This window comes from Xanthomonas euroxanthea, from assembly GCF_903989455.1.
Taxonomy (GTDB): Bacteria; Pseudomonadota; Gammaproteobacteria; order Xanthomonadales; family Xanthomonadaceae; genus Xanthomonas; species Xanthomonas euroxanthea.
Genome location: NZ_LR861803.1, coordinates 710,307 through 735,716 on the forward strand (window position 1 = coordinate 710,307; position 25,410 = coordinate 735,716).

22 protein-coding genes are annotated in these 25,410 nt (G+C 66.2%); 11 read left to right on the plus strand and 11 right to left on the minus strand.

All coding sequences use genetic code 11. The annotated features are described in order from the left end of the window. Positions 1 to 259 precede the first annotated feature (259 nt). Both H7A86_RS02995 and H7A86_RS03000 read right to left on the minus strand, forming a co-directional pair. Positions 260 to 1,285 carry an alpha/beta hydrolase gene (locus H7A86_RS02995; protein WP_115675932.1) on the minus strand — a complete coding sequence of 342 codons (1,026 nt, stop codon included), beginning with the start codon at positions 1,283 to 1,285 and terminating at the stop codon, positions 260 to 262. A gap of 192 nt (positions 1,286 to 1,477) precedes the next feature. Continuing rightward, a complete protein-coding gene (locus H7A86_RS03000; RefSeq protein WP_119130524.1) occupies positions 1,478 to 3,067 on the minus strand; it encodes an SDR family NAD(P)-dependent oxidoreductase in 1,590 nt (529 codons plus the stop codon). Positions 3,068 to 3,458: 391 nt separating this feature from the next. On the opposite strand from H7A86_RS03000, the gene H7A86_RS03005 reads away from it, so the two are divergent. The 5 genes from H7A86_RS03005 to H7A86_RS03025 all read left to right on the plus strand — a co-directional run bounded on the left by H7A86_RS03005 (position 3,459) and on the right by H7A86_RS03025 (position 7,701). Further along, positions 3,459 to 4,103: a hypothetical protein gene (locus H7A86_RS03005; protein ID WP_147421298.1), complete on the plus strand. Its 645-nt coding sequence runs from the start codon at positions 3,459 to 3,461 to the stop codon at positions 4,101 to 4,103. A gap of 93 nt (positions 4,104 to 4,196) precedes the next feature. After that, a complete protein-coding gene (locus H7A86_RS03010) occupies positions 4,197 to 5,093 on the plus strand; it encodes an XVIPCD domain-containing protein (protein ID WP_425509747.1) in 897 nt (298 codons plus the stop codon). Between the two features lie 191 nt (positions 5,094 to 5,284). Next, positions 5,285 to 6,064, plus strand: coding sequence for an SPFH domain-containing protein (locus H7A86_RS03015; protein ID WP_119130530.1), 780 nt, complete (start codon positions 5,285 to 5,287; stop codon positions 6,062 to 6,064). Between the two features lie 175 nt (positions 6,065 to 6,239). Continuing rightward, positions 6,240 to 7,214 carry a glutathione S-transferase family protein gene (locus H7A86_RS03020; protein WP_119130532.1) on the plus strand — a complete coding sequence of 325 codons (975 nt, stop codon included), beginning with the start codon at positions 6,240 to 6,242 and terminating at the stop codon, positions 7,212 to 7,214. Between the two features lie 91 nt (positions 7,215 to 7,305). After that, positions 7,306 to 7,701 carry a VOC family protein gene (locus tag H7A86_RS03025; protein ID WP_119130534.1) on the plus strand — a complete coding sequence of 132 codons (396 nt, stop codon included), beginning with the start codon at positions 7,306 to 7,308 and terminating at the stop codon, positions 7,699 to 7,701. Between the two features lie 143 nt (positions 7,702 to 7,844). On the opposite strand, the gene H7A86_RS03030 is transcribed toward H7A86_RS03025, so the two are convergent. The 4 genes from H7A86_RS03030 to H7A86_RS03045 all read right to left on the minus strand — a co-directional run bounded on the left by H7A86_RS03030 (position 7,845) and on the right by H7A86_RS03045 (position 11,477). After that, a complete protein-coding gene (locus H7A86_RS03030; RefSeq protein ID WP_164738995.1) occupies positions 7,845 to 8,306 on the minus strand; it encodes a DUF4126 family protein in 462 nt (153 codons plus the stop codon). A 295-nt stretch (positions 8,307 to 8,601) separates the two neighbouring features. Next, a complete protein-coding gene (locus H7A86_RS03035) occupies positions 8,602 to 9,531 on the minus strand; it encodes a CPBP family intramembrane glutamic endopeptidase (RefSeq protein WP_102583358.1) in 930 nt (309 codons plus the stop codon). A 107-nt stretch (positions 9,532 to 9,638) separates the two neighbouring features. Next, positions 9,639 to 10,622, minus strand: coding sequence for an alpha/beta hydrolase (locus H7A86_RS03040; RefSeq protein ID WP_180708121.1), 984 nt, complete (start codon positions 10,620 to 10,622; stop codon positions 9,639 to 9,641). Positions 10,623 to 10,853: 231 nt separating this feature from the next. Beyond that, positions 10,854 to 11,477, minus strand: a complete 624-nt coding sequence (locus H7A86_RS03045; RefSeq protein WP_119130535.1) for a YiiX/YebB-like N1pC/P60 family cysteine hydrolase — start codon at positions 11,475 to 11,477, stop codon at positions 10,854 to 10,856. Positions 11,478 to 11,627: 150 nt separating this feature from the next. Between H7A86_RS03045 and H7A86_RS03050 the strand changes: the two genes are divergently transcribed. Further along, positions 11,628 to 11,963, plus strand: a complete 336-nt coding sequence (locus tag H7A86_RS03050) for a DUF3817 domain-containing protein (RefSeq protein ID WP_180708022.1) — start codon at positions 11,628 to 11,630, stop codon at positions 11,961 to 11,963. Positions 11,964 to 12,157: 194 nt separating this feature from the next. Then, positions 12,158 to 14,089 (plus strand): alpha/beta hydrolase family protein, encoded by a 1,932-nt coding sequence (locus H7A86_RS03055; protein WP_119130656.1) that lies wholly within the window; start codon positions 12,158 to 12,160, stop codon positions 14,087 to 14,089. 318 nt (positions 14,090 to 14,407) lie between these two features. Here H7A86_RS03055 and H7A86_RS03060 read toward each other — a convergent pair whose 3' ends face one another. Together H7A86_RS03060 and H7A86_RS03065 are read right to left on the minus strand one after the other, a co-directional pair. Further along, complete coding sequence (locus H7A86_RS03060; RefSeq protein WP_180708023.1) at positions 14,408 to 16,732, minus strand: S9 family peptidase; 2,325 nt, start codon at positions 16,730 to 16,732, stop codon at positions 14,408 to 14,410. A gap of 160 nt (positions 16,733 to 16,892) precedes the next feature. Next, positions 16,893 to 17,984 carry a DUF1615 domain-containing protein gene (locus H7A86_RS03065; protein ID WP_119130541.1) on the minus strand — a complete coding sequence of 364 codons (1,092 nt, stop codon included), beginning with the start codon at positions 17,982 to 17,984 and terminating at the stop codon, positions 16,893 to 16,895. Between the two features lie 432 nt (positions 17,985 to 18,416). Between H7A86_RS03065 and H7A86_RS03070 the strand changes: the two genes are divergently transcribed. Continuing rightward, complete coding sequence (locus H7A86_RS03070) at positions 18,417 to 20,291, plus strand: GGDEF domain-containing protein (protein WP_119130543.1); 1,875 nt, start codon at positions 18,417 to 18,419, stop codon at positions 20,289 to 20,291. Between the two features lie 271 nt (positions 20,292 to 20,562). Further along, a complete protein-coding gene (locus H7A86_RS03075) occupies positions 20,563 to 20,775 on the plus strand; it encodes a hypothetical protein (protein WP_119130657.1) in 213 nt (70 codons plus the stop codon). 170 nt (positions 20,776 to 20,945) lie between these two features. Here the strand turns inward: H7A86_RS03075 and H7A86_RS03080 are convergent, their stop codons facing one another. Together H7A86_RS03080 and H7A86_RS03085 are read right to left on the minus strand one after the other, a co-directional pair. After that, a complete protein-coding gene (locus H7A86_RS03080; RefSeq protein WP_180708024.1) occupies positions 20,946 to 21,500 on the minus strand; it encodes a hypothetical protein in 555 nt (184 codons plus the stop codon). Positions 21,501 to 21,700: 200 nt separating this feature from the next. Next, the gene (locus tag H7A86_RS03085) at positions 21,701 to 22,552 is read right to left on the minus strand and encodes a class I SAM-dependent methyltransferase (RefSeq protein ID WP_119130547.1); all 852 of its coding nucleotides are present in this window, start codon (positions 22,550 to 22,552) and stop codon (positions 21,701 to 21,703) included. A gap of 315 nt (positions 22,553 to 22,867) precedes the next feature. On the opposite strand from H7A86_RS03085, the gene H7A86_RS03090 reads away from it, so the two are divergent. Continuing rightward, positions 22,868 to 23,743: a DMT family transporter gene (locus H7A86_RS03090; RefSeq protein ID WP_046345616.1), complete on the plus strand. Its 876-nt coding sequence runs from the start codon at positions 22,868 to 22,870 to the stop codon at positions 23,741 to 23,743. A 115-nt stretch (positions 23,744 to 23,858) separates the two neighbouring features. On the opposite strand, the gene H7A86_RS03095 is transcribed toward H7A86_RS03090, so the two are convergent. Continuing rightward, positions 23,859 to 24,659, minus strand: a complete 801-nt coding sequence (locus H7A86_RS03095) for a transporter substrate-binding domain-containing protein (RefSeq protein WP_119130549.1) — start codon at positions 24,657 to 24,659, stop codon at positions 23,859 to 23,861. 382 nt (positions 24,660 to 25,041) lie between these two features. Between H7A86_RS03095 and H7A86_RS03100 the strand changes: the two genes are divergently transcribed. Then, on the plus strand, positions 25,042 to 25,257 hold the full coding sequence (locus H7A86_RS03100; protein ID WP_119130551.1) for a hypothetical protein: 216 nt from the start codon (positions 25,042 to 25,044) through the stop codon (positions 25,255 to 25,257). Positions 25,258 to 25,410 lie beyond the last annotated feature (153 nt).

A 25,410-nucleotide genomic window follows, 5' to 3' on the forward strand; every position in this document is an offset into this window, starting at 1 on the left:
TCCCCTGGCTGGATCGTACATGCAATGGCTGCGGCAGGAGTTGCCGCAGTAGTCCTTTTGGTCCCGGGCTTGTCACATCGTGCCGCGTACGAGTCAGGCTGCGAGCCAATACGCTGCCCCCGACAGTAAGAGTCTTTATAACGCCCAAACTGAGGCCACTAAAAGAGGGCCGCCTGGTTTGCCAGGGCGGCCCTCGTTTGAACATTATCTATTCCTGCTGTTGCGTGGCACGACCGGCGTGCCAAACACCGTGGCTTGCTTAGCGAAACGACTCACGCAGCCGCTTGCCCGCATACTCCTGCGCAGCCTTTGCCTTGGCAACGACGGCCGCACAACCGAAGAACTCGTGCGTCACGCCGGTGTAGACCTCACGCTCGACCGGTACGTTGGCCTCCTTGAGTGCGTCTTCCAGCTTGGCGCCGTCGCTGCGCAGCGGGTCGATGGTGGCGTTGATGATCGTCACCGGTGCCAGGCCGCGCAGGTTGGCGTTGACCAGGTCCAGGCGCGTATCTGCCTTGTCCGCATCGCTACGGATCAGGTGCCCCACGAACCATTCGATCATGGCCTTGTTCAAGGGCTTGGCGATGGCGTTTTCGATGTAGGACTCGGTGTGCAGGCTGCCGGTCTGGCCGACCGGGTACACCGCCAGGATATGCGTCGGTGCCTGCAGCCCCTTGTCGCGTGCGGCCACGGCCGTGGCGATGGCCAGGTTGCCGCCGGCGCTTTCGCCTGCAAGGGCAACGCGCTGCGGATTGCCGCCGATGCTGGCCGCGTTTGCCAGCACCCATTCGTAGGCGGCGAGTGCGTCGTCCCAGGCAGCGGGGAACTTGTGTTCGGGCGCCTGGCGATAGTCGACCGAGACCACGATGGCGCCGGTTTCCTTGGCCAGTCCGCGCGCGCCGCCGTCGTAGACCTCGGCATTGGCGATCACCCAGCCACCACCGTGGAAATAGACGATGACCGGCAGTGCGGTGCCGCCCTGCGGGGTGTAGACGAAGGCAGGAAGATTGCCGGCAGGCGTTTCCAGGGTGTGGGAGGTACGCTTGACGCCGGGTACCAGCACCTCGGGATCGGCGGTCTTGCCCTGATCCTGCAGCAACTTCTTGACCGCATCGGCGATGGTTGGCTGCTGCCGGGCTTCGGCCGGCGTGAGCTTTTCGATGGCCTTGGGTTCGAGCGCATCGTGGGCCTGGGCCAGGTCGTGCATGTCGTCGTCGGCACGGATGGCGCCGATGACGTTGGAAAGGGTGTCGATGATCGGGTTGGGCTTGCCGTGCTCTGTCATGTGTGCGTCTCGGTTGGTTGACCCTGACGCTAGCGGTGGCACAGTCAATGGGGTGAAAAGGGAGCTCGGCCGTTATGCACATGGCCGCAACATCTGCGGCGGACGCCGCTTGCAATCGCTGCTGCATGATCGCAGCGGCGCGCGCTTCGTGCCGCTGGCGGCATCACGCGAAGCGCCGGCTGCAGGCAGCGCTCACCAATCGGTGGGCGCATAGTCCTTGAGGAACTGCCCCCACACATGCTCGCCGGTGTTGGCGCCGTGGATGATGGGGTCGACGATGCGGGCGGCGCCGTCGACGATGTCCAACGGCGGGTGGAAGCGTTCCTGCTGGACCTTGAGCGCGGCGATGTCGGCCGGATCCTCGTCGGTGACCCAGCCGGTGTCGACGCTGTTCATGTGGATGCCGTCGTTCTGGTAATCGGCCGCCGAGGTGCGCGTCATCATGTTCAACGCGGCCTTGGCCATGTTGGTATGCGGATGCCGGGTGGTCTTGAAGTTGCGGTAGAACTGCCCTTCCATCGCCGAGACGTTGACGATGTGCTTGTCGCGCTCGGGCGTGCGCAGCATCAGCGGCTTCAGCCGCGCATTGATGATGAAGGGCGCGATGGCGTTGACCAGCTGGGTCTCCAGCAGCTCCACCGAGGGCACTTCGTCCATCAGCAGGCGCCAGGAGTTGCGCCCGCGCAGGTCCACCTGCTGCAGGTCCTGGTCCAGCCGTCCTTCCGGGAACAGGTGCTGCTGGCCAACCAGTTCGTCGTCCAGCAACGCCACCTGCGACAACTCGGCGGCGCGGGTGAGGCCATCGGCGCCGTCCAGGCCGCGGCCATGCACTGCCGGCAGCGCCATCGCCGAGGCATCGCGCAGTGGTTCGGGCGTGCGCAGGCCTTCGTAATGGCCGACCAGGTTGCGCACGGTGTCCGGCAACTCATGCAGCGCGGCGGTTTCGCCGGCCATCATGTGCGCGTAGAACTGCGGCGGGCGGCGCACGGTCTGGCAGGCATTGTTGATGATGAAGTCCAGCCTGTCGCGGGTGGCCAGCAGCTGGCTGCAGAACGCTTCCACGCTGGGGGTGTGGCGCAGATCCAGGCCGAACACCTGCAGGCGATGGCCCCACTCGTTGAAGTCCGGCTCCTGCGCATAGCGGGCGGCCGAATCGCGCGGGAAACGCGTGGTCACGATCAGTTCCGCACCGGCACGCAGCAGTTTCAGGCCGGCCTGGTATCCGATCTTGACCCGGCCGCCGGTCAGCAGCGCCACGCGTCCGCGCAGGTCGGCGGTTTCGGTGCGCTTGAAGTAGTTCAGCTCGGCGCAGGTCGGGCACATCTGGTCGTAGAAGTGATGCAGCTGGGTGAACTTCTGCTTGCACACGTAGCAGTGGCGCAACTCCGGCGAATGCGTGGGCTCCGGTGCGGCGGTGGCGTTTTCGCCGTTGTGCGCATCGTGCAGGCCGGCGGCATGCGGCGGGAAGAAGTTCGGCGTACTGAACACCGGTTTGCGCCGCAGTGCGCGGATGCCGCGCTGCTCCAGCAGCGCCTCGGCCTTGCGCACCTTCTCCTGGTGCCGCTCGCGCTCGCGCTGCTTGAGCAGCTGCCGCCGCGCCTTGGGCTCGGGGTGATAGACCCTGGCCACCACCTGGTGCAGGCGCACGCGGTAGGCCTCGGGCAGGGTGTCGAGCACGCTGCGGTCGGCCTCGATGGCCTCCAGCAGGTCCAGCGCCGCGCGCAGGCGGTCGGTGAGCGGCAGGTCGTCGTTGGCGGGCACGGGCGGGACGTTGGTGTTCAAGATGGATCCGGAAAGAAGCGGTACAGGGGCGTGGCGGGAGCGGCCGGCTGCCAGACAGCGGGAAGGGGCCGGCAAGAACGGCGGCAGGCTGCCGGCTGGAGGCAAGCGATCGGCCGCAGCGCAGGCATTTTCGCCGATTGTGGGGCCGTGGCGCCAATCGATGGGGGTGTAGGGGCCGAGTTGCCGCCGCGACGCCCGAGCAACTGGTGGCTACGATAGCCCCGAAGGTGCAGGGGCCGGCTGTTGCTGCCAACCAGGTGTACTGATGCCGCATGCGGGTGCCTGGTTTCCCTCATCAGCGCGCTGGCACCCTTTAGAATCGGCCGTACATGGGGCCGGCAACACGGTTCTGTGGGAGACCCACACCACGTCCAGACAGGAAGGACCCGCCATGCCAGCATTTGCGCTTCAGTATTTTCGTCGGTTAGCCCTTGTCGCGGCGATGACGGGATTGGCTGCGTGCGGTGCTGCTCCAGAGCAGTCGAATCCGGCGCCCCCGATCAGCCGCGAAGCGGCCGCGAAGCGAACTGTGGTCCCACTAACGCGCCCCGTTGCCCTGGACAAGGCCGGCACGATCGCGGATCTGGAGTTTGATCTTCCGCCGCCTCGCCCTGGTGCATCTGCTGATTTGATGCTGGGCCTGCGCGTGTGGGCGGCGGATGCGACTTCCATGTACGAGATCAAGGATTCGATCAACCATGGAGAGTTCCATGCGAGATTGCATCTGACGCGCGTGGATGGCGCAGCCCCTGTGCAGATTGCACTGACGCGTATCAGCAAGGACTTGAGCCATCGACTTCCCGTTGCCGAAAGTGGTGAAGTGTCTGCTACCACATCGACCAGCGTAGACAGTGCAATGCTCAAGGATGCCGGACTTCTCGACCAGCGCTCGGTGTATGGCGTGCTCAGTCTGGCCCAGGTGCAAAGGGCTGTGCCCGGGAGATATCGCCTTGTTGTTGAGCTCCGCGGTGACCGGCCGGATTTGAATGAAAAAAATGTTGAGCTGATTGTTGCTTACTTCAATAAAGGGAAATAAGTCATGGCCAAGGAAGACCCTTACCTTCTCACAATTTATCTTGCATCCCCCGGTACGCCGCTGAAAGAAGGGGGAACATCCTTCACCGGACACATGTATCTGGGAACCTCCCACGGCGATGTCCATGAAAGCTTCGGCTTTGCACCAAGCGCAAGGCCCAGAGCGCAGCGGAGTGATTCGGATGACATCCCGGGGGAAGTGTCCGGAAAAGATGTAGAAAATTACAGGGACCCTCAGTACGCAAGAACGATGGAAATCAGCAAGGATCAGTACGACAGAATCCGAGAGTTTGCAGCCGACCCTGCAAAGCACGGCTTCGACATGAGATACGACACGTTTTCCAACTCGTGTGTCGACTTCAGCTGGGCCGCATTGAATCATGCTGGCCTTTATCGCCAGACCGTTCTCGGAGGCATCAAAGGCTATGAAGGCGAGCCGAAGGTACTGCATAACGAGCCTGAAATTCAGAATCTCAAGGCGCCTTTTCCGGAGAGTGAGTTGAACAGGGAGGTGCGACACCCCAAGCCTGAGCGGGATCTGTGGCAACTCATCTTGTCCGATAACCAGACACAGGTCGATACCGGTCGCCTGGTTGCTGATGGCACGCCGATAGACCCGCTGCATCGCCAGGCCGAGGAGGCAGTGCGCCGCCTTGAGCAAGGGCTTGGCAGGGAGTACGACGAAAATAGCTCACGCCTGGCGGCCAGCTCCGCGTCCTTGGCCAGGGAGCATGGGCTGTCACGGATCGATCATGTTGTATTGAGCGAAAAAACGGCTACAGCGCGGCAAGGCGAGAACGTGTTTGTTGTGGAGGGAGCTCTGAACGATCCAGCGCACAAGATGGCGCACATGAGAACCGGTGATGCGATCGCGCAGCCCGTCGCCTACTCCTTGGCGCAGCTGCAGTCCTTGGGCGAAACGCAGCAGCAGTTACAGCAGCATGAGCAACTGCGGGAGCAAGCGATTGCACCGCAGCACCGGATGACGTGAGACGGGCTCTTCTGGCAAGGCGGCCGCCGCGATTGATGGAACGGCGTGAGGGTGAGCCGGTTACGGGGATCTGCTCTTTGAGCAGATCCCATGCCGAACGCAGGGATGTGATCGCCTGGACGATTGGGTAGTCTTTCACCCACCGGGCGGATAGGCGCCCGGACATTCAGGGGACATCGATGAAGACTTCCATGCTTGCCAGTGGGTTGGCCGGCTTGCTGTGTGCGTGTACGGTGGTATCGCCCGACCCGGGCCAGAAAGCGGTGTTGGTGGATAAACCGATGCTGTTCGGTAAAGGCGGAATCCGCCTGGACGACGTGCGTGACCCGGGTCGGACGTATGCGTGGCTGACCACATCCGCCACCTATGTGGATGTGACGCCGCAGACCGTGCAGGTGGCCTTCGACGACTTTTCGTCCAGTGGCAATATCCTGCTGGATTTCTCCACGCAGATTCAGTACCGGATCACCGCACCGGCAGTGTTGTTGTCCGGCTTCGGGCAGGGTTGGTTCAAGAACAATGTCGCCAGCCAATATGCGTCCATCGTGCGCGACCAGGTCAAGCGCTACGACATGACCAGGATGATGAGCGATCCCGATACCGCCAGACAGATCGACGATTCGGTGACCCAGAACGTGCGTGCGCTGGTCAAGGGGCAGCAGTTGCCGATCGAGATCCAGAACATCACCTTGGGCCGCGCACGTCCCAACCCGGATGTCCTGCAGCAGATGAACCTGACCGCTGCACAGCAGCAACGGGTCAAGACGCTGGTCGAGGCCACCACGGCTGAGCGGCAGCGTGAACAGGAGCAGGTGGCCAAGGCCGATGCCGACAATGCGTACCGCAATCGCATGGGTCTGACGCCCGAGCAGTACCTGGCCAGCCAGATCGCCGAGCTCAACGCCGATGCCTGCAAGAAGGCGCAGGCCTGCTATATGGTGCCTTCCGGCACGTCGGTGATTGCCAGATAGCGCGCGTTGCCGGCCGCATGCGGTGCAGGGGCCGCGATTGCCTTGCAGTCGTTGATCTCCGGTCTTGCAGCGCAGATGGCTGGTCGCGGTTGCTCATGCCAGCAGGCCCACTCACGCACTCTCCAAATCGGCTGGGCTAGGGTTGCGGCCTACTGGTGTAGCGGGAGAACGCGGCATGGGCCTGTTGGTCGACGGCAAGTGGCAGGACAGTTGGTACGACACCGACAAGAGCGGCGGGCGTTTCGAACGCTCGCAATCGCAGTTCCGCAATTGGGTGACGCGCGATGGCAGCCCTGGTCCGCACGGGGAGGGTGGCTTTCAGGCTGCTCCCGGTCGCTATCACCTGTACGTGTCGCTGGCCTGCCCATGGGCGCATCGCACGCTGATCTTCCGGCGCCTGAAAGGGCTGGAGGCGATGATCGACGTGTCGGTGGTGAACTGGTTGATGCGCGACCAGGGCTGGACGTTCGATCCTGGCCCGGGCGTGATCGCCGATCCGGTTCACCACGCCAAGCGCCTGTACGAGGTGTATCTCAACGCCGATCCGCAGTACTCCGGGCGGGTGACGGTGCCGGTGCTGTGGGATCGCGAGCGCAATACCGTGGTCAGCAACGAATCGGCCGACATCATCCGCATGTTCAACAGCGCCTTCGATGCCGTTGGTGCGGCCGAAGGGGACTTTTATCCCCCTCCGCTGCGTGAGCAGATCGATGCGCTCAATACGCGTATCTACGACACCGTCAACAACGGCGTCTACAAGGCGGGCTTCGCCACCACGCAGGCCGCCTACGAAGAAGCCGTGGTGCCGCTCTTCGAGACACTGGACTGGCTGGAGGTGCGCCTGGGCGAGCACCGCTATCTGTGCGGCGAGGTGCTCACCGAGGCGGATTGGCGGCTGTTTACGACGCTGGTGCGGTTCGATGCAGTGTATGTGGGGCACTTCAAGTGCAACCTGCGACGGATTGCCGACTATCCCCACTTGTCTGGATTCCTGCGCGAGCTCTACCAGGTGCCCGGTATTGCAGACACGGTGAATTTCCAGCACATCAAAGGCCATTACTACCAGAGTCACGGCACCATCAATCCCACCGGCATCGTGCCGCTGGGGCCGGTGCTGGATCTGCAGGCGCCGCATGGGCGTGGCGGCTGATGCAACCGGCGGCTGCACGGCGCAGCGCTCGGGCGCACTGCCGCATGGCGTGCACTAAGCTGTGCGCCTTGGTGACCAACAGGAGCGGTAAGTGCTGAATCATGTGATGGTGGGATCGAATGATATTGCGCGATCCAGGCAGTTCTACGACGCGGTGCTCGGCGGCGTGCTCGGTGTCGCCGAGCCATTGGTCAACCCCGCCGGCTCCGGCCATGTGCGCCTGTTCTATCGCCATGCCGGCAGCACCTTCGCCGTCAGCGAGCCGATCAACGATGCACCGGCGACCAGCGGCAACGGCGCCACCGTCGGTTTCACCTGCAGTTCGCCCGGGCAGGTGCAGGCCTTCCACGACGCGGCCGTGGCTGCAGGCGGGGTGTCCATCGAGGATCCGCCGGGCGAGCGTGAGAGCCGCATGGGAGCGGTCTGGCTGGCCTACGTGCGCGACCCGGATGGCAACAAGCTCTGTGCGATCTACCGGCCCGTCTAGACCCGGATGCCTGCGCTGCGGCGACATGCCGCAGCGCTGTCGGGCATCGTGCTGTTGCTGCGCCAGGGCGACGGTGGGGTGACCGTCGCCGCGGCGCGGCACGCGGTTGCGTCAGGTGACGGACCCAGGCACCGGGTGTTGGGCTAGTGCTTTGCCGCGTCGCGCATGATCAGCGTCGCAGCGCCCACCGTGATCGCGTCCTCGACCACACCGGTGCTGGTCTGGCCATAGCGTTCGATCGCGCGCATGCGCACGTTGAAGGTAAGGTAGGCGGCCGCCACTGCGGTGGTCGCGCCCAGCACGGCAGCCACGCCGCGCTGATGGCGCGGTGCCAGCGCGGTGCCGACGATGACGCCGGTGGCGATGCGGGCAATCATGCCGGGCAACACGATGCGGTCGGGAGCGGTTTTCATCTTGTCGCCGGCCAGCTCACCACCGGCCAGCGCCAGCATGCCGGCCGATGCGAGGGGATTGGCGAGCAGTGCCGGCGCGCCGTTGTCGGCGGGGAGCTTGCCGGTGCGCGCAGCGTTGGCCACTGCGGCCAGCGGGGTCATCGAGCGCATGCCGGCGACGGCGCTCATCAGGAGGGAGTGGATCAAAGCCATGTGCACCTCTGCAGGAGCATGCTGCCTGGCGCCAATGTGGAGCCGGCAGGCATGCGTCGGGTTGTCGATGCCCAGAGCCTAGGAGGCCGGATGTCTGCGCGATGGCAAGGCGGTGCCAGTGCGATGTGCCTGCCTGGCGGGAGGGCGGTGTTGCCTGACGCGTGGGGGAAGGTGCAGGTCGATCCATGCCGGGGTAGTGGTGCGGGCGTGCGGCAGCAGCCGGCAAGGCCATGCCCGTGTCGGCGCGCTGCCTGGCCATGCGGGCGCGGCAGCGCGTTGCCATCGCCAGGACCGGTCAGGGCTGCTTTGCAAAGCTGCCCGCGCGCCACGCCAGCCACAATACCGACAGACCCACCGCCAGGCAGATGAGCACGCCGGGCAGCGAGGCTTCCGGGCCGAAGGCCCCGCCGGTGAGCCATTGCGGAAATCCGGGCGTTGCCGTGCTGCGGGCAATGGCCGGGCCCATGTCGGTCCCGGAGACCGCCGCACCGAACAGATAGCCCTGGGTGAAGTTCCAGGCGATATGCACGCCGATCGACATCCAGATGCGGCCGGTCAAGGCATAGAACGCGCCCAGCAGGATGCCTGCTTCCAGTGCGATGCAAATCGCCGCAAACGCGGTTGCATGCGGGTTGGCGATATGGCCGAAACCGAACAGCGCGGCAGAGGCGATAAACGCCACCCACGGGCCGAACGCGCGCCATACCAGGCGCAGAAAGATGGCGCGGAACAACAGCTCTTCGATCACCCCGGCCTGCAAGGCCTTGCGCACCGCCGTCCAGGCCGGCGCCGGGCCAAGCGCCTGGATGTCGTACAGCCCGAACAGCGCCATGATGCCCATGACCGCGGCGAACATGGCCGCGCCGATCAACAGTCCAATGCTCAGCTGCGGTAACATCGGGCGTAGTGCGAGCTCGCTGGCGCGCCGTCCTTCGGCCAGGCGCACCGCCACCACGTAGACCGCCAAGCCCACCGCGATACCGACCAGGCTGGCAATCAGTTGCAGCGGCCCGGAGTCCTTGGGCAGCAGGCTGCCGACGGCCCTGCCGGCCATGGGCGCCAACGTGGCGACCGCCACCAGCAGCAGGACCGCCCAGCCGATCGCCCGCAGCCAGCGTAGGCGGCCGGGCTGCAGGACGTTGCGCTCGCCCAGCGCAATGCGGTGGGACGCGTGGCCGTGTGTGGTCAGTGCGCTATTGGAAACCGCCGGCGTTGGTGCGTGCATGGGTTGGGGGCCTGTGGGTGGTTGCTAGCGGGTGGTTGAACGGGACGAGGCGTCTGCCACGACTGCGATACGGCTGGCGAATGAGCGCTGTTGCACTGCCGGGTCGATCAGCGCGTGTCGCCCGGTGAGGAGCTGCTGCGCAACAAGGACTTGAGCCCGTGCGTGATGCCGCGCGGTGCGACGCTCAAGTGGTCTTCGTCATCGAGAACCTCCAGCGCGAGATGCAACGATGGATAGTGTCGCGCGCGCAGCGTCTGCGCCATCTTCTGTGCGTCGATGACCATGTCGTAATTCTGGTGGTGGCGCACCTGCTCGTATTCGCCGACATACATGTACACCTGCGCCGGCAGGTCGGTATGCGACGCGGCAAAGCTGTTTTCCTGCGGCACCATCGCGTGCTCGCCATACCAGTACGAGGGGCTGCCCAGGATGTAGCCGGCGAACATCTCCGGTGTGCTCAACAGGATCTGCGTGCCCAGCAGGCCGCCGTACGAGTGCCCCAGATACAGGCGCCGCTGTTCGTCGGTCCGGTAGCGGTTGGCGACGAACGGCAGCACGCGATCGCGCAGGTAGCGGATGTAGTCGGAGCTCTTGCCGTGGGTGGCAACCGGCGCTGCGGTCGGGCCATCTTCCGGGGTGGGCGTGTAATCGCGTCTGCGGCTCGGCATGGGCTCGTCGCCGACTGCGTAGGACAGCCCGACCAGAATGAAATCGGCGATGGCTGGCCCTTCGCCGTTCAAGCGCCGCGCGATCTGCTTGACCAGCGGGAACGCATAGTCGCCATCGGTGGCATACAACACCGGGTAACGATGCTGCGGATTGTCCGCATAGCCGCGTGGCAGCGCGACGAAGACCTGGTAGGTGCGGCCTGTCGCCGGATCGGGCACGTCCCAGACCTGCGTATCGGCCAGTTCATACGGTTGCCCACTGCCACGCTGGCTAGCAGGCGCGTGAGCGGGCGTATCCGCTGTGGCTGCTGGTGTCGCTTTGGCAATGGGTGTGGGTGCTGGCGGTGGTGCCTTGCCGCAGCCAGTCAGTAGCAACACTGCCAATCCAGCCCATAACAGCTTGTTCAATACAGCCTCCTGCATGTGGTGAAGCGTGGTGCCGTTGCAGCGGTGCAGACGAGAGCTGGCTGTCGATACGTGGCGGACCGCGCGTGCCGGTTCTGTCGCGTTGGGTGCGTACCGACATCGACGATGCCAGCAATGCCGGAAGACGCGACTGGCATGGCAACGTATAACACGGGCCGCTGCCAGGTTCTCGATGCTCGAAGAACCCAAGCTCCCGCGGAATCATCGAGAACCCGGGAGCACCCGTGCTCAGTGCAGACGACCAACCACGCGCAATGCCGCCGACTTGGCCATATCGTTCGGATTGGTGCCGGGCAGGCCCTGCGGCACGGCCATGCCCTTGCTGCGATAGAACTCGGTCCAGTATGGCGACACCTGACCGGTCTGCGGGTTCCTGAAGTTCATCGGTTGCAGCGCAAACACGTGATGTGCGCGGAAGGCGCGCTCGATGAAGTCCGAGCAGTAGTAGCTGTTGTCATCCTGCACGTAGGTCTGGTTGTAAGGCTTGCCGAGCATGCGCCGTGCCTGCGCGATGGCGCCGGGGATCGCGCTGCGCTGTTCTTCCGTCAGCCGGTACACATGGATCTGCCGGTGCCTGGTATTGGCGTCTTCGACGAACGCCTGCAGGGGCTGCTGCCGCGAGCCTTGTTCGTCTGCATGCAGCAGCACCTGTTCCGTGCCGTCATGGGCGAGCAGCGCCACGTGATCGAAGCTGGGTGCGTCCTGTTTGGCGGTGGCATCGTCGATGGCGCCGCTCAGGCCGGTGCGGGCGGCGGTGACGAACAACAGGTCGCCGTCCTGGAGCTGGACTGCGATGGACGTTGCGGGCAGCAGTGCCAGTGCGAGCACGGCGAGCAGGAGGGGGATGCGCATGGGAGGCCGGCAGGTGATGCAAAGGGCGCCCATTATCGCCAGGAACGACGGCGGGCGGCTGGTGCGCGATGCGCTCTGTAGAATGCGGTGGCCAGCGGGCGTCGCCGCCGCCATCGCGTCGCGGCAATCCCTGTCCGTCTGGAGTGTTGCATGCGTGCTTCTTCTGCGTTGTCGCCGATCGGCCGGCTGTTTGCCGCCGCCGCCTTTTTCGAAGGGCTGACCTGGGCCGGGCTGTTGGTCGGCATGTTGCTCAAGTACGGTACCCACACCACCGAGCTGGTGGTGTGGGTATTCGGGCGCCTGCATGGCGCGGCCTTCCTGTTCTATGTGGCGGTCAGCGTGTTCGCCGCGCTGCGGCTGCGCTGGCCGTGGTGGGCGTGGGCGCTGAGCCTGCTGGCCGCGTTGCCGCCGCTGGTGACGGTGCCGCTGGAGATGTGGTTCCGGCGCATCGGCTTGCTGGGTGTGCGCACACGGGGCGGTGTCTGAGCACATCAGGGGCAGGCCAGGCATTGCCAGGCGGCCGTGCGTGGTACGCGGCATCTCGCTGTGAACGCATCCAACGTCACGCCAGAGGATGGACGCCGCCAACCGCCTTTGCCACCATAGGTGGACCAAGGAAGAGGCGGAGTGTCGCAATGCATTACTGGATGAGGAAGGCGACTGTCGCACTGGCGGTGGCGATGGCAATCACCGGATCGGTTTGCGCGCAGACGCCGCCGCAACCGGTGGATCTGACGCCCTATCTCAAAAGCGACCAGTTCGAGCGGATCAAGATCTCGCCGACGGGCGACTATTTCGCGCTCACCATGCCGCTGGAAGATCGCACCGTGCTGGGCATCGTGCGGCGCCAGGACAAGGTGGCCACCGCGAAAGTCACCGGTGGCGCCAACAGCGTGGTGGACGATTTCTGGTGGGCCAGCGACGACCGCATCGTGGTGTCGATGGCGCAGCGGCTGGGTTCGCGCGACGAGCCGATGGCGATCGGGCAACTGCATGCCATCGACGCCGATGGCAAGAATGGCCGTCTGTTGGCCAGCCCCTATGGCACCAATTCGGAGATCAACGGCGTGCAGTTGAAGATGGACCTGGAGCCTGGCACGTTCATGCTCGATACCTTGCCCGGTGATCCGCGCAACATCCTGGTGTCCACGATCCCGTTCGTCGGCGACCCGAGCATCCGCATCGACAAGCTGGATATCCTGACCGGCCGGCGCAGTACCGTGGCGACATCGCCGGTGCGTCGTGCGAACTTCGTGACCGACCAGCAGGGGCGCATCCGCTTTGCCAACGGCGCCGATGTGACCAACGTCAGCAAGCTGTATTACCGCGACGACGATGCTGCGCCGTGGCGATTGGTCAACGATGCCGCCAGCAGCGGGCATCGTGCGTTTCCGCTCGGCTTTGCGGCCGATGGCAGCCAGGCCTACCTGCAAGTGGAGCAGGCGACCGGCACCGATGTGCTGGTGGGATGGGACCCGGCCAGCGGAAAGTCCACGCCGTTGTTGCACGACGACACCGTCGACCCCTACCGGATCCTGCGCGACCTGGATGGCACCACGCCGATCGGTGCGTCCTACATGAGCGACCGGGTGCGCAACCGCTTCTTCGACGAGAAGTCGCCGACGGCAAGGCTCTACCGCAGCCTGGAAAAAGCCTTCGACGGCAATGCGGTCTACATCACCTCGGCCACCCGCGACCGTCGCCTGGTGCTGGTGTATGTGTGGAGCGATCGCAACAACGGCGATTATTATTTGTTCGACACGGTCAGCAAGAAGGCCGACCGGGTGTTCAGCCGCCGCGAGTGGTTTCCGCCCGATGGCGTGCCGGCGAGCAGGCAGGTGAGCTTCAAGGCGCGCGATGGCCTGGAGTTGCACGGCTATCTGACCCAGCCGCTGCACGCCGAGGCAGGCAAGCCGCTGCCGTTGATCGTGATGCCGCATGGTGGCCCGTTCGGGATCTTCGACAAATGGGAGTTCGACGACGACACCCAGCTGCTGGCCGCAGCCGGTTACGCGGTGCTGCGCGTCAATTACCGCGGCTCGGCCAATTACGGGCGTGCCTTCACCCAGGCCGGTGCCAGGGAGTGGGGTGGGCGCATGCAGGACGATCTCACCGATGCCACCCGCTGGGCTATCGCGCAGGGAGTGGCCGATGCCTCGCGCATCTGTCTCTACGGTGCCAGCTACGGTGGTTACGCTGCGCTGATGGGGGTTGCCAAGGAGCCGGCGGTGTACCGCTGCGCCGCTGGCTATGTTGGCGTCTACGATCTGGACATGATGGCCCGCGACACCGCGCGCTCCGCGCGTTGGGCAAAGAACTGGACCGGCGACTGGCTGGGTGCACGTGACACCCTGGCTACGCGCTCGCCGGTGGTGCTGGCCAAGCAGATCAAGGTGCCGGTGTTTCTGGCGGCCGGCGGCAAGGACGAGCGCGCGCCGATCGAGCATACCAAGGCCATGGAACGCGCGTTGAAGGGTGCGGGGGTGCCGGTGGAGTCGCTGTACTTCCCCAACGAGGGCCACGGCTTCTACACCGAGGCGCACCGACGCGAGTACTACACGCGCTTGCTGGCGTTCTTGGGCAAGCAGCTGGGTGGTGGGACCGCGAAGTAACGGGGTGGCGTTCCACCAGGTGTTGCCTGATGGGGCGCGTGATCTCGCGTGCCGGTGGTGGTGCATGCGGTTTGATGTGGCAGCTGTACCGTGTGCGCCTGCATTCCTTTGCGGTGCTGTGTTGCGGCGTTTGCGTGTGCGGGTAGGGCGTCGCGGCCGGGTCCGCTCCTACGGTTCCTGGGGGGCATGGTGTCGCGCCCAGGGCCGATGCTGCACGACGGCGCAGGCTGGCTGCGGCGCCGCTTTCTCTGCACTCCCGGTTCAACTGCGCGATAGCGCGGCACCGTCGATGGCCGACGATGCCGCTTCCAGCGTCGCCTACTTCTCCGGCATCGGCTTCATCTGATACTGCGCCGGCGGGGTGGCGCCGAGCAGGTGCTGCACGAAGTAGTCCCAGCGGCGGCGGGCGACGTAGGGGGTGAGCTCGCCGTAGCCGTGTTTGGCGTTGGGCAGCATCAGCATGTCGAAGTCCTTGTTGGCCTTGATCAGCGCATCGGCGACCAGCAACGTCAGGTACGGCGGCACGTTGTCGTCCAGCGTGCCGTGCACCAGCATCAGCTTGCCCTTGAGCTTGCTGGCGCGGGTGGCGTTGGCCTGGTCATCGTAGTTGGAGGTGCCGTCCTTGTTGACGATGTGCTCGCCGTGATACTTCTCGGCCCAGTCGTCCTCGTAGCCACGGTTGTCGTGGTTGCCGCTTTCCGACCACGCCACCTTGAACAGCTCCGGGTAGCGCAGCATCGCGGCGGTGGACGCATTGCCGCCACCCGAATGCCCCCAGATGCCGACGCGGCTGGTATCGAACCACCGGTAGCGCTGGCCGAGTTCCTTCACCGCGGCCACCTGGTCGGGCAGGGTGTTGTCGCCCATGTTGGCGTACCAGGTGTCGTGGAAGGTCTTGGAGCGCCACGGCGTGCCCATGCCATCGATGGCGATCACGATGAAGCCCAGTTCGGCCAGCGACTGGTTGTCGCCATGGCCGGCCAGGAAGCTGCGGCCGCGCACCGAGCCGGTCTGCGGGCCGGGGTAGACGTAGTCGATCACCGGGTACTTGCGCGCGGGATCGAAATTCGTCGGCTTGAACATCAGGCCATACAGCGTGGTCTTGCCATCGCGCGCCTTGACCGTGATCGGCTCCGGCGGCACCCAGCCGGCGGCCTTCAGGCGGCTGATGTCGGCGGTGGCGATGGTGCCGAGCGTGCGCCCGTCGGTTGCATCGCGCAGCACGCTTACCGGCGGCGTGACCGAGGTGGAATAGGTGTCGACGAAGCGCTTGCCATCGGGCGACAGCGCGATGCTGTGGTCGGCGACCTCGGGCGTGAGCAGCACCGGCTCGCCGCCGTCCAGGCTCACCTTCCACAGCTGCTGGTAATACGGGTCCACGCCCGGCGTGCGGCCTACGCCGACAAACCATGCAGTGCGCGTCACCGGGTCCACGCGCAGCAGTTCGGTGACGTTGCCTTCGCCGCTGGTGATCGCGCGCTTGGGTTTGCCGGTGGCCAGGTCGTAGAGATACAGCTGGCCCCAGTCGCTGCGCTCGGAGAACCACACCGCCTCGTTGCTGCCGGGCAGGTAGGCCCAGTTGGCGGCGACCTGGCCACTTTCGTAATAGGTCTTGGCGGTTTCGTCGAAGGCAGTGCGCACGGCGCCGGTGCCGGCATCGGCGATGCGCAGCCAGACTTGCTTGTGGAAGCGCGAGGTCGAGGCGAATGCCAGGGTCTTGCTGTCCGGCGCCCACTTCACGTCGTCCCACAGGCCCGGCGAGCAGCTCACGTCGTCGCACAGCGTGGAGCGGTGCTGGTCGGCTGGCATCTTCAGCCGCACCACGCTGGCACTGGGCACGTCGATGATCACGCGCTCGATCGTGGTCACGTCTTTGTCGCCGGCCAGCGGGTATTTCCACGACTGCAGTTCCGGATGCCCAAGCTTGGTGCTGACCAGGTACATGTCGCCGGTCTTGCGCTGGTCCTGCTGGAAGGTGGCGATCTTGCGCGAGTCCGGCGACCACGCCACGATGGCGTTGTCGCTGTGCTGCCAGCCGGCGTTGTCGGTGGCGTAGCCGAAGTTTTCCACGCCATCGCGGGTGAGCTGGGTTTCCTGGCCGCTGGCCAGATCACGCACCCACAGGTTCCAGTTGCGGATGAACGCTTCGCTGCGCTTGTCCGGCGACAGCACGCCCGGTTCGGGCTTGTCCTTCGCATACAGCTTGCTGCAGCGCGCACGGGCGTCGCAGACCACCGCGGTGTCGCGCACGTTGAGGCGGTAGCGGCCATCGGCGCCAAGGCTGACCTTGGGCGCCAGGGTGGCGGCCTTGAGCGGCTTGTCACCGGTCTTGAGCAGGGTGTTGAGCGCGGTGGCCAGCGCCGCGGGCTTGAACAGCGGCGCGGTCTTGCCGGTGGCGGTGTCCAGCTGCAGCAGGCGGTCGCCCTTGGCATCGTGGTCGACGTAGACCACATGGGTGGCATCCAGCCAGGTCACGCGCGTGGCCGCATGGTCGACCAGGGGCTGCGCGGCGTAGTAGATCAGGCGCTCGGCACGGGCGTAGTCGGCCTCGGTCACGCCCGGTGCCTGCGCGCTGGCCACCGCGGGCAGCAGGGCGGTCATCAGGGCAGCGAGCAGGTGGCGCAACGGCAACGGTGTGGGCATGTGGACCTCATCAAAAGGGTGCGCGCCGACAACGGCGGTGCAACCTCGCATGCTACGTGTGCGGGCAGGGCATGCGACCCTGCCAAACGTCGTGCCTTGCCGTGGAACGAAGATGCCAGGCGTGGCGCCCCAGGTGCCGCTCGCCCTGCGGCACCGGCGACTACTTGCCCATGCAGCGCTTCCAGCGCTCGTTCACACGTTGCGCGAACCAGGCGGTGGTGAGGGTGCGGGTGATCTTGGGGCTGTCCAGGGTGATGCCGGGCAGTACCGCCCGTGGCAGCGGTTTGCCGGCGCTGCGCTCGGCCAGCGCGAACACCTGGCGATACAGCTCGGTGTCCTGGAAATCGATGGAGTTGCCGGCCTCCAGGGCACGGCGGAGCTGACGGTCACTCATCGCCAGCTGGCTGCCCAGGGCGCGTGCGGCGCGTTCGGTGGCGCCGGGCGCATCCAGGCTGGCGCCGGGCGTCAGCAGGTCGCCGTCCAGGGTCAATGCGATCCCGCTGGCCTTGCTCAGCGCTGCCTGGAACGCGGCATTGCGGCTGGCGTACCAGCCGGCGTTGAAGTCGGCAAAGCGGTACAGCAGCGCGTCGTAACTGGCCGGGTAGCCGAGCAGGTGCCGGGTGCCGAACCACAGCCCGCCGCGGCGGCTGAAGACCTCGTGGCGGATCGAGTCGCCAGGCGGATACGGATAGCGCTCGGCGTGCTGCTCGGCAAACGCGATGCTGACCTGCATCGGCCCGGCGGTATGCACCGGATTGAGCCCGTCGAACAGGCGCGCGCCCAGCGGCACGCTGCCGGTGAAGTCTTCGAAGATGCGGCTCAGCTCCTGTTCGGTGCGCGCGCTGGCAATGCGCGTGGCATAGCTGCGGCCATCGGGCGAGGCGATGCGCAAGGCGGTATCGACCATGAAGCCGGGGATGTGATGCGCGCTGGCGCGGCGGTCGATCTCCGCGCGCGAAATCCTGCCGAGATTGGGCACGACCGGGTTGGCCTGGTAGGTCGACTCCTGCTCGGTCACCGCCAGCACCGCGCAGATGTCCTCGGCGCTGGTGTCCAGCCCCTGCGAGGACAGTGCCACGTACACATCGTCGGCCCAGCCGGCGCGATCGGTCAGCGTGGTCGGCAGGCGCCGGGCGATGTCGGCCTTGACCGCGTCCGGCGAGCGCTGTGGCGCGCGCGGCGCCTGGGTGGCGCAGGCCGACAGCAAGGCGACGGCAAGCAGCGTGAGCATGCGGGGCAGGCGGGATGTCACGGCGTCTCCAGGATCGGTGGGGGCGGCAGGTGCCGTGCGGCAGTTTACGTGGCTGTCGCCGGGCCGCATCCGGCGAGTGCAGCAGGGCGGCTGCGGCCAGCCTGCCGGGTCGCAGGCGTTTCGCAACGCGCGCGGCCGCCGGTTGCCACCGGCACGAGCTGCAGGCCGATTCAAGCCCGCAGCCCGCAGGCCGCTAACGATCCTGGCGCAATGCGTGGCGATCACATGACCTGCCGCGCTCGCCAGTCATCATGACCGTGTGTTTGCATCGCGGCGTCAGGCAGACGCCGACGTCGCTCCGATTCCACCGCCAGCCAGCCAGCCACGGGAGAGCTTCAGTGCTGCAGCAACCAGCAAACCCGATACGGGGCGGGCGGCATGTCCCGTCCACGGCAGCCATGCGGTGTGGCTTGTCGTCGCCGTGAGGGCCCGATGAGCGGCGCGACGCCGCGCTGGCGGCGCATGGTCGTTGCGATGGCCGCGATGCTGTGCAGTGCGACGCTGTGGGCGCAGCCGCAGCCATGGAAGCGCATCGAAACCGCCACGATCGACGACCCCAGGGCCGCCCTGCAGGTCGCCCAGGCCGCGTTGCAGCGTGCCCGCAGCGATGGCGATGCCGACGCGCAGTTCTGGGCCTTGCTGGCGCAGGCGCGCGTGCTGATTTCCCTGGAAGAGAGCGAGCGCCGCCAGGCGGCCCTGGCCCAGGCGCGTGCGATGTTGACGAACGTGCGTGGCAACACGGCGCAGGCGCAGCTGTGGCTGGCGATCGTGCAGGCGCTCAGCGATGTGCGCGAGAGTCCCAACCGCGGCATGCTGGCGCGGCTGGAAGCGCTGCGTCAGCAGGCGCGTGCGCTGGGGCGCAACGATCTGCTGTGCGAGGTCGAGGCGGTCGACATGTGGAGCATGCTCGCCTCCGGCAGCAGCGACGAGGCCTGGAACGCCGCACAGGCCAGCTACCAGTGCGCAGTGCGCGAACACAGCCTGGGCCTGGAGCTGGATGCCTTGACCCAGCTCGGCTCGCTGGCCAGCCGCGTGGGTGGCCGCTCGACCGAGGACAACGACGCCGAAGACTACCTGCAGCGCGCCCTGGAGCGCCTGCGCGGCCAGCCGGCACGCTTTCAGCGCAGCCTGATCGAATACGAGTACGGCACGTCGCTGGCAGCGCAGCAGCCGGACGCGGCGTTGCTGCATTTCAAGCGCGCGCTGGCGCTCAGTCGCGAGCTGGGCGATCAGGCCGGTGTGGCCGCGGCATTGACCAGCGGCAGCGAGGTCCTGATCGAAGCCGGCGATGCCACCGCGGCATTGGCAATGGCGCGCGAGGCACTGCCGTTGATGCAACGCCAGGGCAATGTCGGCCGGGTGGCCGCCTGCCATGCGGTGTTGCTGCAGGCATTGACCGCGCTCAAGTCCGGCAGCCTCGGCGTGGAGATCGTCGCGGCCAAGGCGGCGGACGACCCCCATCTGTCGCTGGGACGGCGCGCGAAACTGCTCGATGCCATTGCCCAGGCACTGGCGGCGGAGGGGCGTCATGCCGAGGCATACCAGGAACTGCAACGCGCCAACACGCTGCGCGCGCAGAGCCTGGATCGCCAGCGCGACACCGTGATGCTGCGCCTGCAGGCGCGTTACGAAGACGCGCGCCGTGGCGCCGAAACCGCCGAGCTGCGCCGGCGCAGCGAGACCGCGCAACTGGCCTTGCAGGCCCGCGAAGCCGGTCAACGCGCCTTGTGGATCGCCCTGTGTGCGGCCTGCCTGTTGTTGCTGGGTGCGTTGGTGGTGCTGGCCTTCGGTGCGTGCCATCGGCGGCAACTCTCGCGGCTGGCGATGCGCGACGAGCTCACCGGCCTGCCCAACCGCCGCGCCATTCGCGCCGAGGCGCAGCAGCAGGTCGAGCAATCGGTGCGCTCGCAGGTGCCGTGCATGCTGGCATTGATCGACCTGGACCACTTCAAGCTGATCAACGACGTGCACGGGCATGCTGCCGGCGATGCCGTGCTCAAGGCGCTTGCCTGCGCCTCCAGGCTGGCGCTGCGGACGCAGGATCGCCTGGGACGGCTGGGCGGGGAGGAATTCCTGCTGGTGCTGCCGGGCTGCAGCGCAGAAGAGATTCCTGCCGTGTTTACGCGGCTGCGTAATGCCGTGGCCGCGATCGAGATCGCCGGCCTGCCCACCGACCAGCCGGTGCGCTTCTGCATGGGCGCGGTGAGCGTGACTGCAGGAACCGGGCTGGATGTGCTGCTGGGGCAGGCCGATCTTGCCCTGTACGCCGCCAAGACCGCCGGGCGCGATCAGTGGGCGGTATGTTGACGCGTGGATGAGGGCGCCTGCGGCCTGGCTGCCGCAGCGCTCGCTGATGCACCGAGTGCAGTGCGCGCGGTGGTGCGTGGCAGCGGTCACCAGGCTCTGCCCGCGATCGCCCGACACCCATGGGCGTACACTGCGCCGCCTCCATCGAACCGATGCCCGCGTGAAAAAAAAGCGGCCCAAATCACCGCCACCTGCGCCAGCGCCCGCAGCATCCCGGATCCATGAATGGATCATCGGCGGGGGGGCCGTTGTCGTGGCGATCGCCTGCTGCATGCGGCTGTGGCTGTTGCTGGAGGCGATCGTCACGGGGCGCTATATCAGCGTCATCCGCGGCCGGCCGACCAGGATCTTCCATGCGGATGCAGACCCGCAGCGGTTCTGGATCGCCATCGGCTGGGATGCGTTACTGACCAGTGTGCCGTTGGCGGTCATCGCCTGGTTCGCCTACGTCGCCTGGACGGCGCACAGACGCGGCCGGCGATGACCTGCGCGGTGCTCCACGGCATGCGCAACTGCGGTGCCGCACTGTCGACGACGACGCGGCTGCGCCCGCGTGCGGCGAGCCGCTGGTCAGTACACGGTGTTGATCAGCAAACGGGTCGCAAGGCGGTGGCAACCGCCTGCGCCGATCGACACCTGCGCGTCATGCGGCAATCAGGGCTGCGTTTGCTTTTGCTTGCGCGATGGCGCCTGCGTCTCGCGCTTGGGCCAGGTGTCGTAGCTGTAGACGAACTGCTTCTGATCGGCGCCCACGGTGGGGTCGCAGTGCCACGAATTGGCGACGCTGCCGGGTTCCAGCACGCCATCCACCTCGCGCACGGCCTGCGCTTCGAATGCGCAGATCGGCCCGTACAGCTTGATGTCCCAGTCCGGCTCCGCCCGGGGGTGGGCGTGTTGCACGAGCACGATATCGCTACCGTTGAAGTGATGCACCTGGGCGCCATGCTCGCGATTGATGCTGAAGTAGCACGGCGCGCCGATGCCCAGCGGGAGCACTTCATCATCGCGCAGCAGCGCGCACTTGCCGGCGTGTTCGCCCAGGCGAATCGCGCGCCCGGCCAGGACGGCGGTGGTCACCGGATGGCGGGCGGTGACGTCGGACATGGGTTGCGACGGTGACGGTGTTTGCGGCGCGGTCTGCGCGTGGACTGGCGCGCCCGTCGTCGTCAACAGCGCGGAGAGCAACCAGGTCGTAAGGTGGATGCGCATGCAACGTCCTTGTCGTGGGCAGTGCAGTATCGCAGATCCGTTTGCATGCCAGATGCGGGTGGCAGACGCGATGCGCTCCGCGCATGGCTAGCCGATACTCGACGCGGCCTGTGTCTGCTGTAACGCAGTTTGGCGCACAGTATCGCCGGATGGCTGGCTGCTGCTGACCGCGCGTTTCAGTTGCCGCAAGACGCGTGCGATCAGCGCCGCGTCGGCAGCGTTGCCAGCACGCCATCCAGCGCCAGTTGCGTGCTGAAACCAGCCTTGCTCAGGCGTTTGCTTACCTCGTTGGGCACATCGCGCCCGCTGGTGAGCCGGTTGGGCGCGCCGGTGTAATGGAACAGGCGCCCGCCACGCCGCAACACCCGCGCCAGCTGGTCGTAGAACAGCTGCGAGTACAGCTCGCCGGCGATGCCGAAACGCGGCGGGTCATGCAGGATGGCGTCGAACGCACCGTCAGCCAGCGTGGCGATGTGCTGCGAGATATCCGCCTGGGTCAGCTGCAGACGCCCGCCGTGGGCGGCATCGTCCGGATCCGGCGACCACGGATTGAGCGTGCGCAGCCACAGCACGTCGGCATTCTTCTCGAACGACTGCAGCTGCGCCACCCCGGCCTCCAGGCAGCAGGCGGCGAAGTAGCCCAGCCCGCCACAGGTATCCAGCACGACCTTGCCGCGCGGATCGACCAGCGCCACCTTGCGGCGCGCATCCTCGAACGGCGACAGCTGCGCCGAGGGCAGCATCTTGATGCCATCGATCTCGAAGGTCGGCGCGCCCCATTCGGTGGGGACCAGCTTGATCAACGCGCCGCCGAAGCGCGAGATCGGGGCGAAGTCGTCGCCGTCCCAGAAGTACAGCGTGCGCTCCTTGAGCTTGCCCGGGTACGGGTAACCCCGGCCACGCCACTGCCAGGTCTGCGCGTCCAGCTGCGCGATGCCGGTACTGCGGCCCAGGTCCAGCGAGCCGGTCCATTGGGTCAGGCCACTGCCGCGCGCGGCAAGCAGTGCCTGGGCATCGGAGCAGGTGAGGAGTGGGCCGGAGTAGTGGGGCACGGGTCGCTGGTCTGGGGTCGGCGCGCGTGACGCGCGTCGCCATTACAAGGGATGGACCGGCATCGTAACCGACCCACCGCGCATGGGCATCCAATGCATGACCCGCACGCCGGCGGGGGCGGCGCAGCGGCCGTTCTGCAACGCGGTGGCCAGCGCGGCCGTGTGCGGCGGTGCCGGTGGCAGTGCATGAGCGCCCGTGCCCGGAGACCTGCGCCGATTCCTCTGGCGCACGCCGCACCGCATACTTCGCACTGCCCCGTCGACATGGTGTCCGATTGGCGCCAACCGTGGAGGATCGGCAATGGAGGATCGGCAATGCTGAAGGGTGTGTTGTTGGGGTTTGCCTGCTATGCGGCCTATTCGATTAGCGATGCGTTCGTGAAGCTGCTGGAAGGCACGCTGCCGGTCTACGAAGTGCTGTTTCTCGGCGCCTTGCTGATGCTGGTGGCCGTGCCATTCCTGAAGAAGCCGGACGACCGGTTGCGCGAACTGGTGATGGCCAAGCAACCCAGCCTGTGGCTGTTGCGTGCGCTTACCGGCGCCATCGGCAATCTGACCTCGGTGATTGCGTTCACCACCTTGCCGATGGCCGAGGCATTCGCGCTGATCTTCCTGATGCCGATCTTCGTCACCGTGCTGTCGGTGGTGTTTCTCAAGGAAGAGGTGCACTGGCGGCGCTGGTCGGCGGTGATCGTGGGTTTCATCGGCGTGTTGATCGTGCTGCGCCCGGGCTTTCGCCATCTCACCCATGGGCATGTGGCCGCGATCGTGTGCGGCCTGGTCGGCGCCATCTCGGTCATCACCCTGCGCATGGCCGGCCACAGCGAAAAACGCCTGACCCTGTACGGCGCCGGGGTGATCGGCCCGTTGGTAATGGGCGGGATCATGATGTTGCCGACCTTTGTCTGGCCCACGCTGTCTCAGTGGGGCCTGTTGGCCGGCTATGGCCTGCTTGCCGGCCTGGCGGCGATCTGCCTGATGTATGCCACGCGCATGGCGCCGGTGAGTGTGGTTGCGCCAACGCAATACAGCCAGATGCTGTGGGCGATCGCCTTCGGCTACCTGCTGTTCCACGACCACCTGGACTGGCCGATGGCGGTCGGCATCGCGCTGATTCTGGGCGCCGGGCTGTTCACGCTGATCCGCGAAGAGCAGGTCTCGCGCTGGTGGCGGCGGACCAAGATTGTCTGAGGGCGGCGCTGTGCGCCGCGGGAATCGGGAATGGGGAATGGGGAATCGGAGGGGCGCTATATCGAAATGTCGCGATGCGCTTGATGCTGTTGCGATTCCCGATTCCCGATTCCCGTCACGGCGCCGTCGTGGATTCCTTGCGCGGTGCACGCCAGGTTTCGACGATGCGCGCGTACTCGCCGCTGGCCTTGCTCAGGTGCAGCCACTGGTCGACATAGGCTTTCCAGGCGTGGTCGTTGCGCGGTAGCGGGAAGGCCTTCTCGCCGTATTGCAGTGGCTGCTCCGGTGCGACCGCGCACAGGCCGGGGAGGCGTGCCTGCTGGTGGAGCGCTTCGGAGGCGTCGGTGATCATCACGTCCGCGCGCTGCGCCAGCAGCTCCTGGAAGATGGTGGTGTTGTCGGCGAACAGGCGCAGGCTTGCGCGCGGCAATTGGTGGCGTGCGAAGGCCTCGTTGGTGCCGCCGGGCGGCTCGATCACGCGCACCTCGGGTCGATTGAGTTGCGCGATGCTGCGGTAGCGCGCCTGGTCGGCGCAGCGCACCAGCGGAATCTTGCCGTCCACGTCCAGCATCGTGCTGAAACTGGCCTGGCGCTGCCGTTGCAAGGTGACCGAAATGCCGCCGACGGCGATGTCGCAGCGGTTGGCGAGCAGGTCGGGCATCAGTTGCGGCCAGCTGGTGCGGACGAACTCCACGCGCGCGTCCAGGCTGCCGGCCAGCGATTGCGCCAGAGCGATATCGCTGCCTTCGAACTGCCCGTCGGCGCGCAGCAGCGAGTAAGGACGATAGTCGCCGGTGGTGCAGACCCGCAGCACACCGGACTGCAGCACCGCATCCAGGCGCGAGGCAGGCTCGGGCTCGGCCGCGTGGGCGATGCCGCAGCTCAGCAGCACTACAAGGCAGATGCGATGGCGCATGGCGTGGCCTCGAAGGAGTGCGGCCATGATAGTCGCGGTCGGCACGGCGTGGTCGAGTACGGCTCAAGCGGACAAGTCGATCTCAGGCGAACGCGCCAACGCTTGCGCTCCAGGCCGGCCAGGCCGCAGCGGCGTTTGCACGCAGACTGCCTTGGCGATAGAAATGGCCCTTTGTCTTTTGGTCGCAAAGTGCCAAGTGCAAGTGCCAGTGCAAGCGCAAGTGCCAGGGACAGGCGCCAAGTGCCAAGTGGATGAGCCGTGTCGACACGCGTCAGCCTGCCGGCGTCAACGCTATGTCAGCACGATCCCTCCCTGGATCACGGTGCGGTAGCGCTGCGATGCGCACTGTCGGGGCTCCTTTCGAACCCACCGGAGCCACTCCATGCAGCTCAATCCACGCACTGCGCGCCCGATGACCATCGCCAATGCCGGTCTGTCGGCACACGGCACCCCCGACCCGGATACCAATGAAGAGGAGATTCCGCTGGAAGAGCAGACGCCGCAGCAAGGCGGTTTGCGCGAGGAGGTGGGCGACCTGGAAGAAGATGACGATCAGGCCTTGCCAGGCCGAGCTGGCGGTGGGCTTGCGGGTGGGTAATACGGGGGGTAATCGCGGCTAAGCTCGATTAGTCACCTGGTGCGCGGCCGGCACCGGGATTCTTTCAGCGTCGGTCGTTGCAATGCGCAGGTGCCAGGCAAATGGCGATGACGCTCGGGGCGTGGGGTGCGCGCATCGACGGGGCTGCGATTC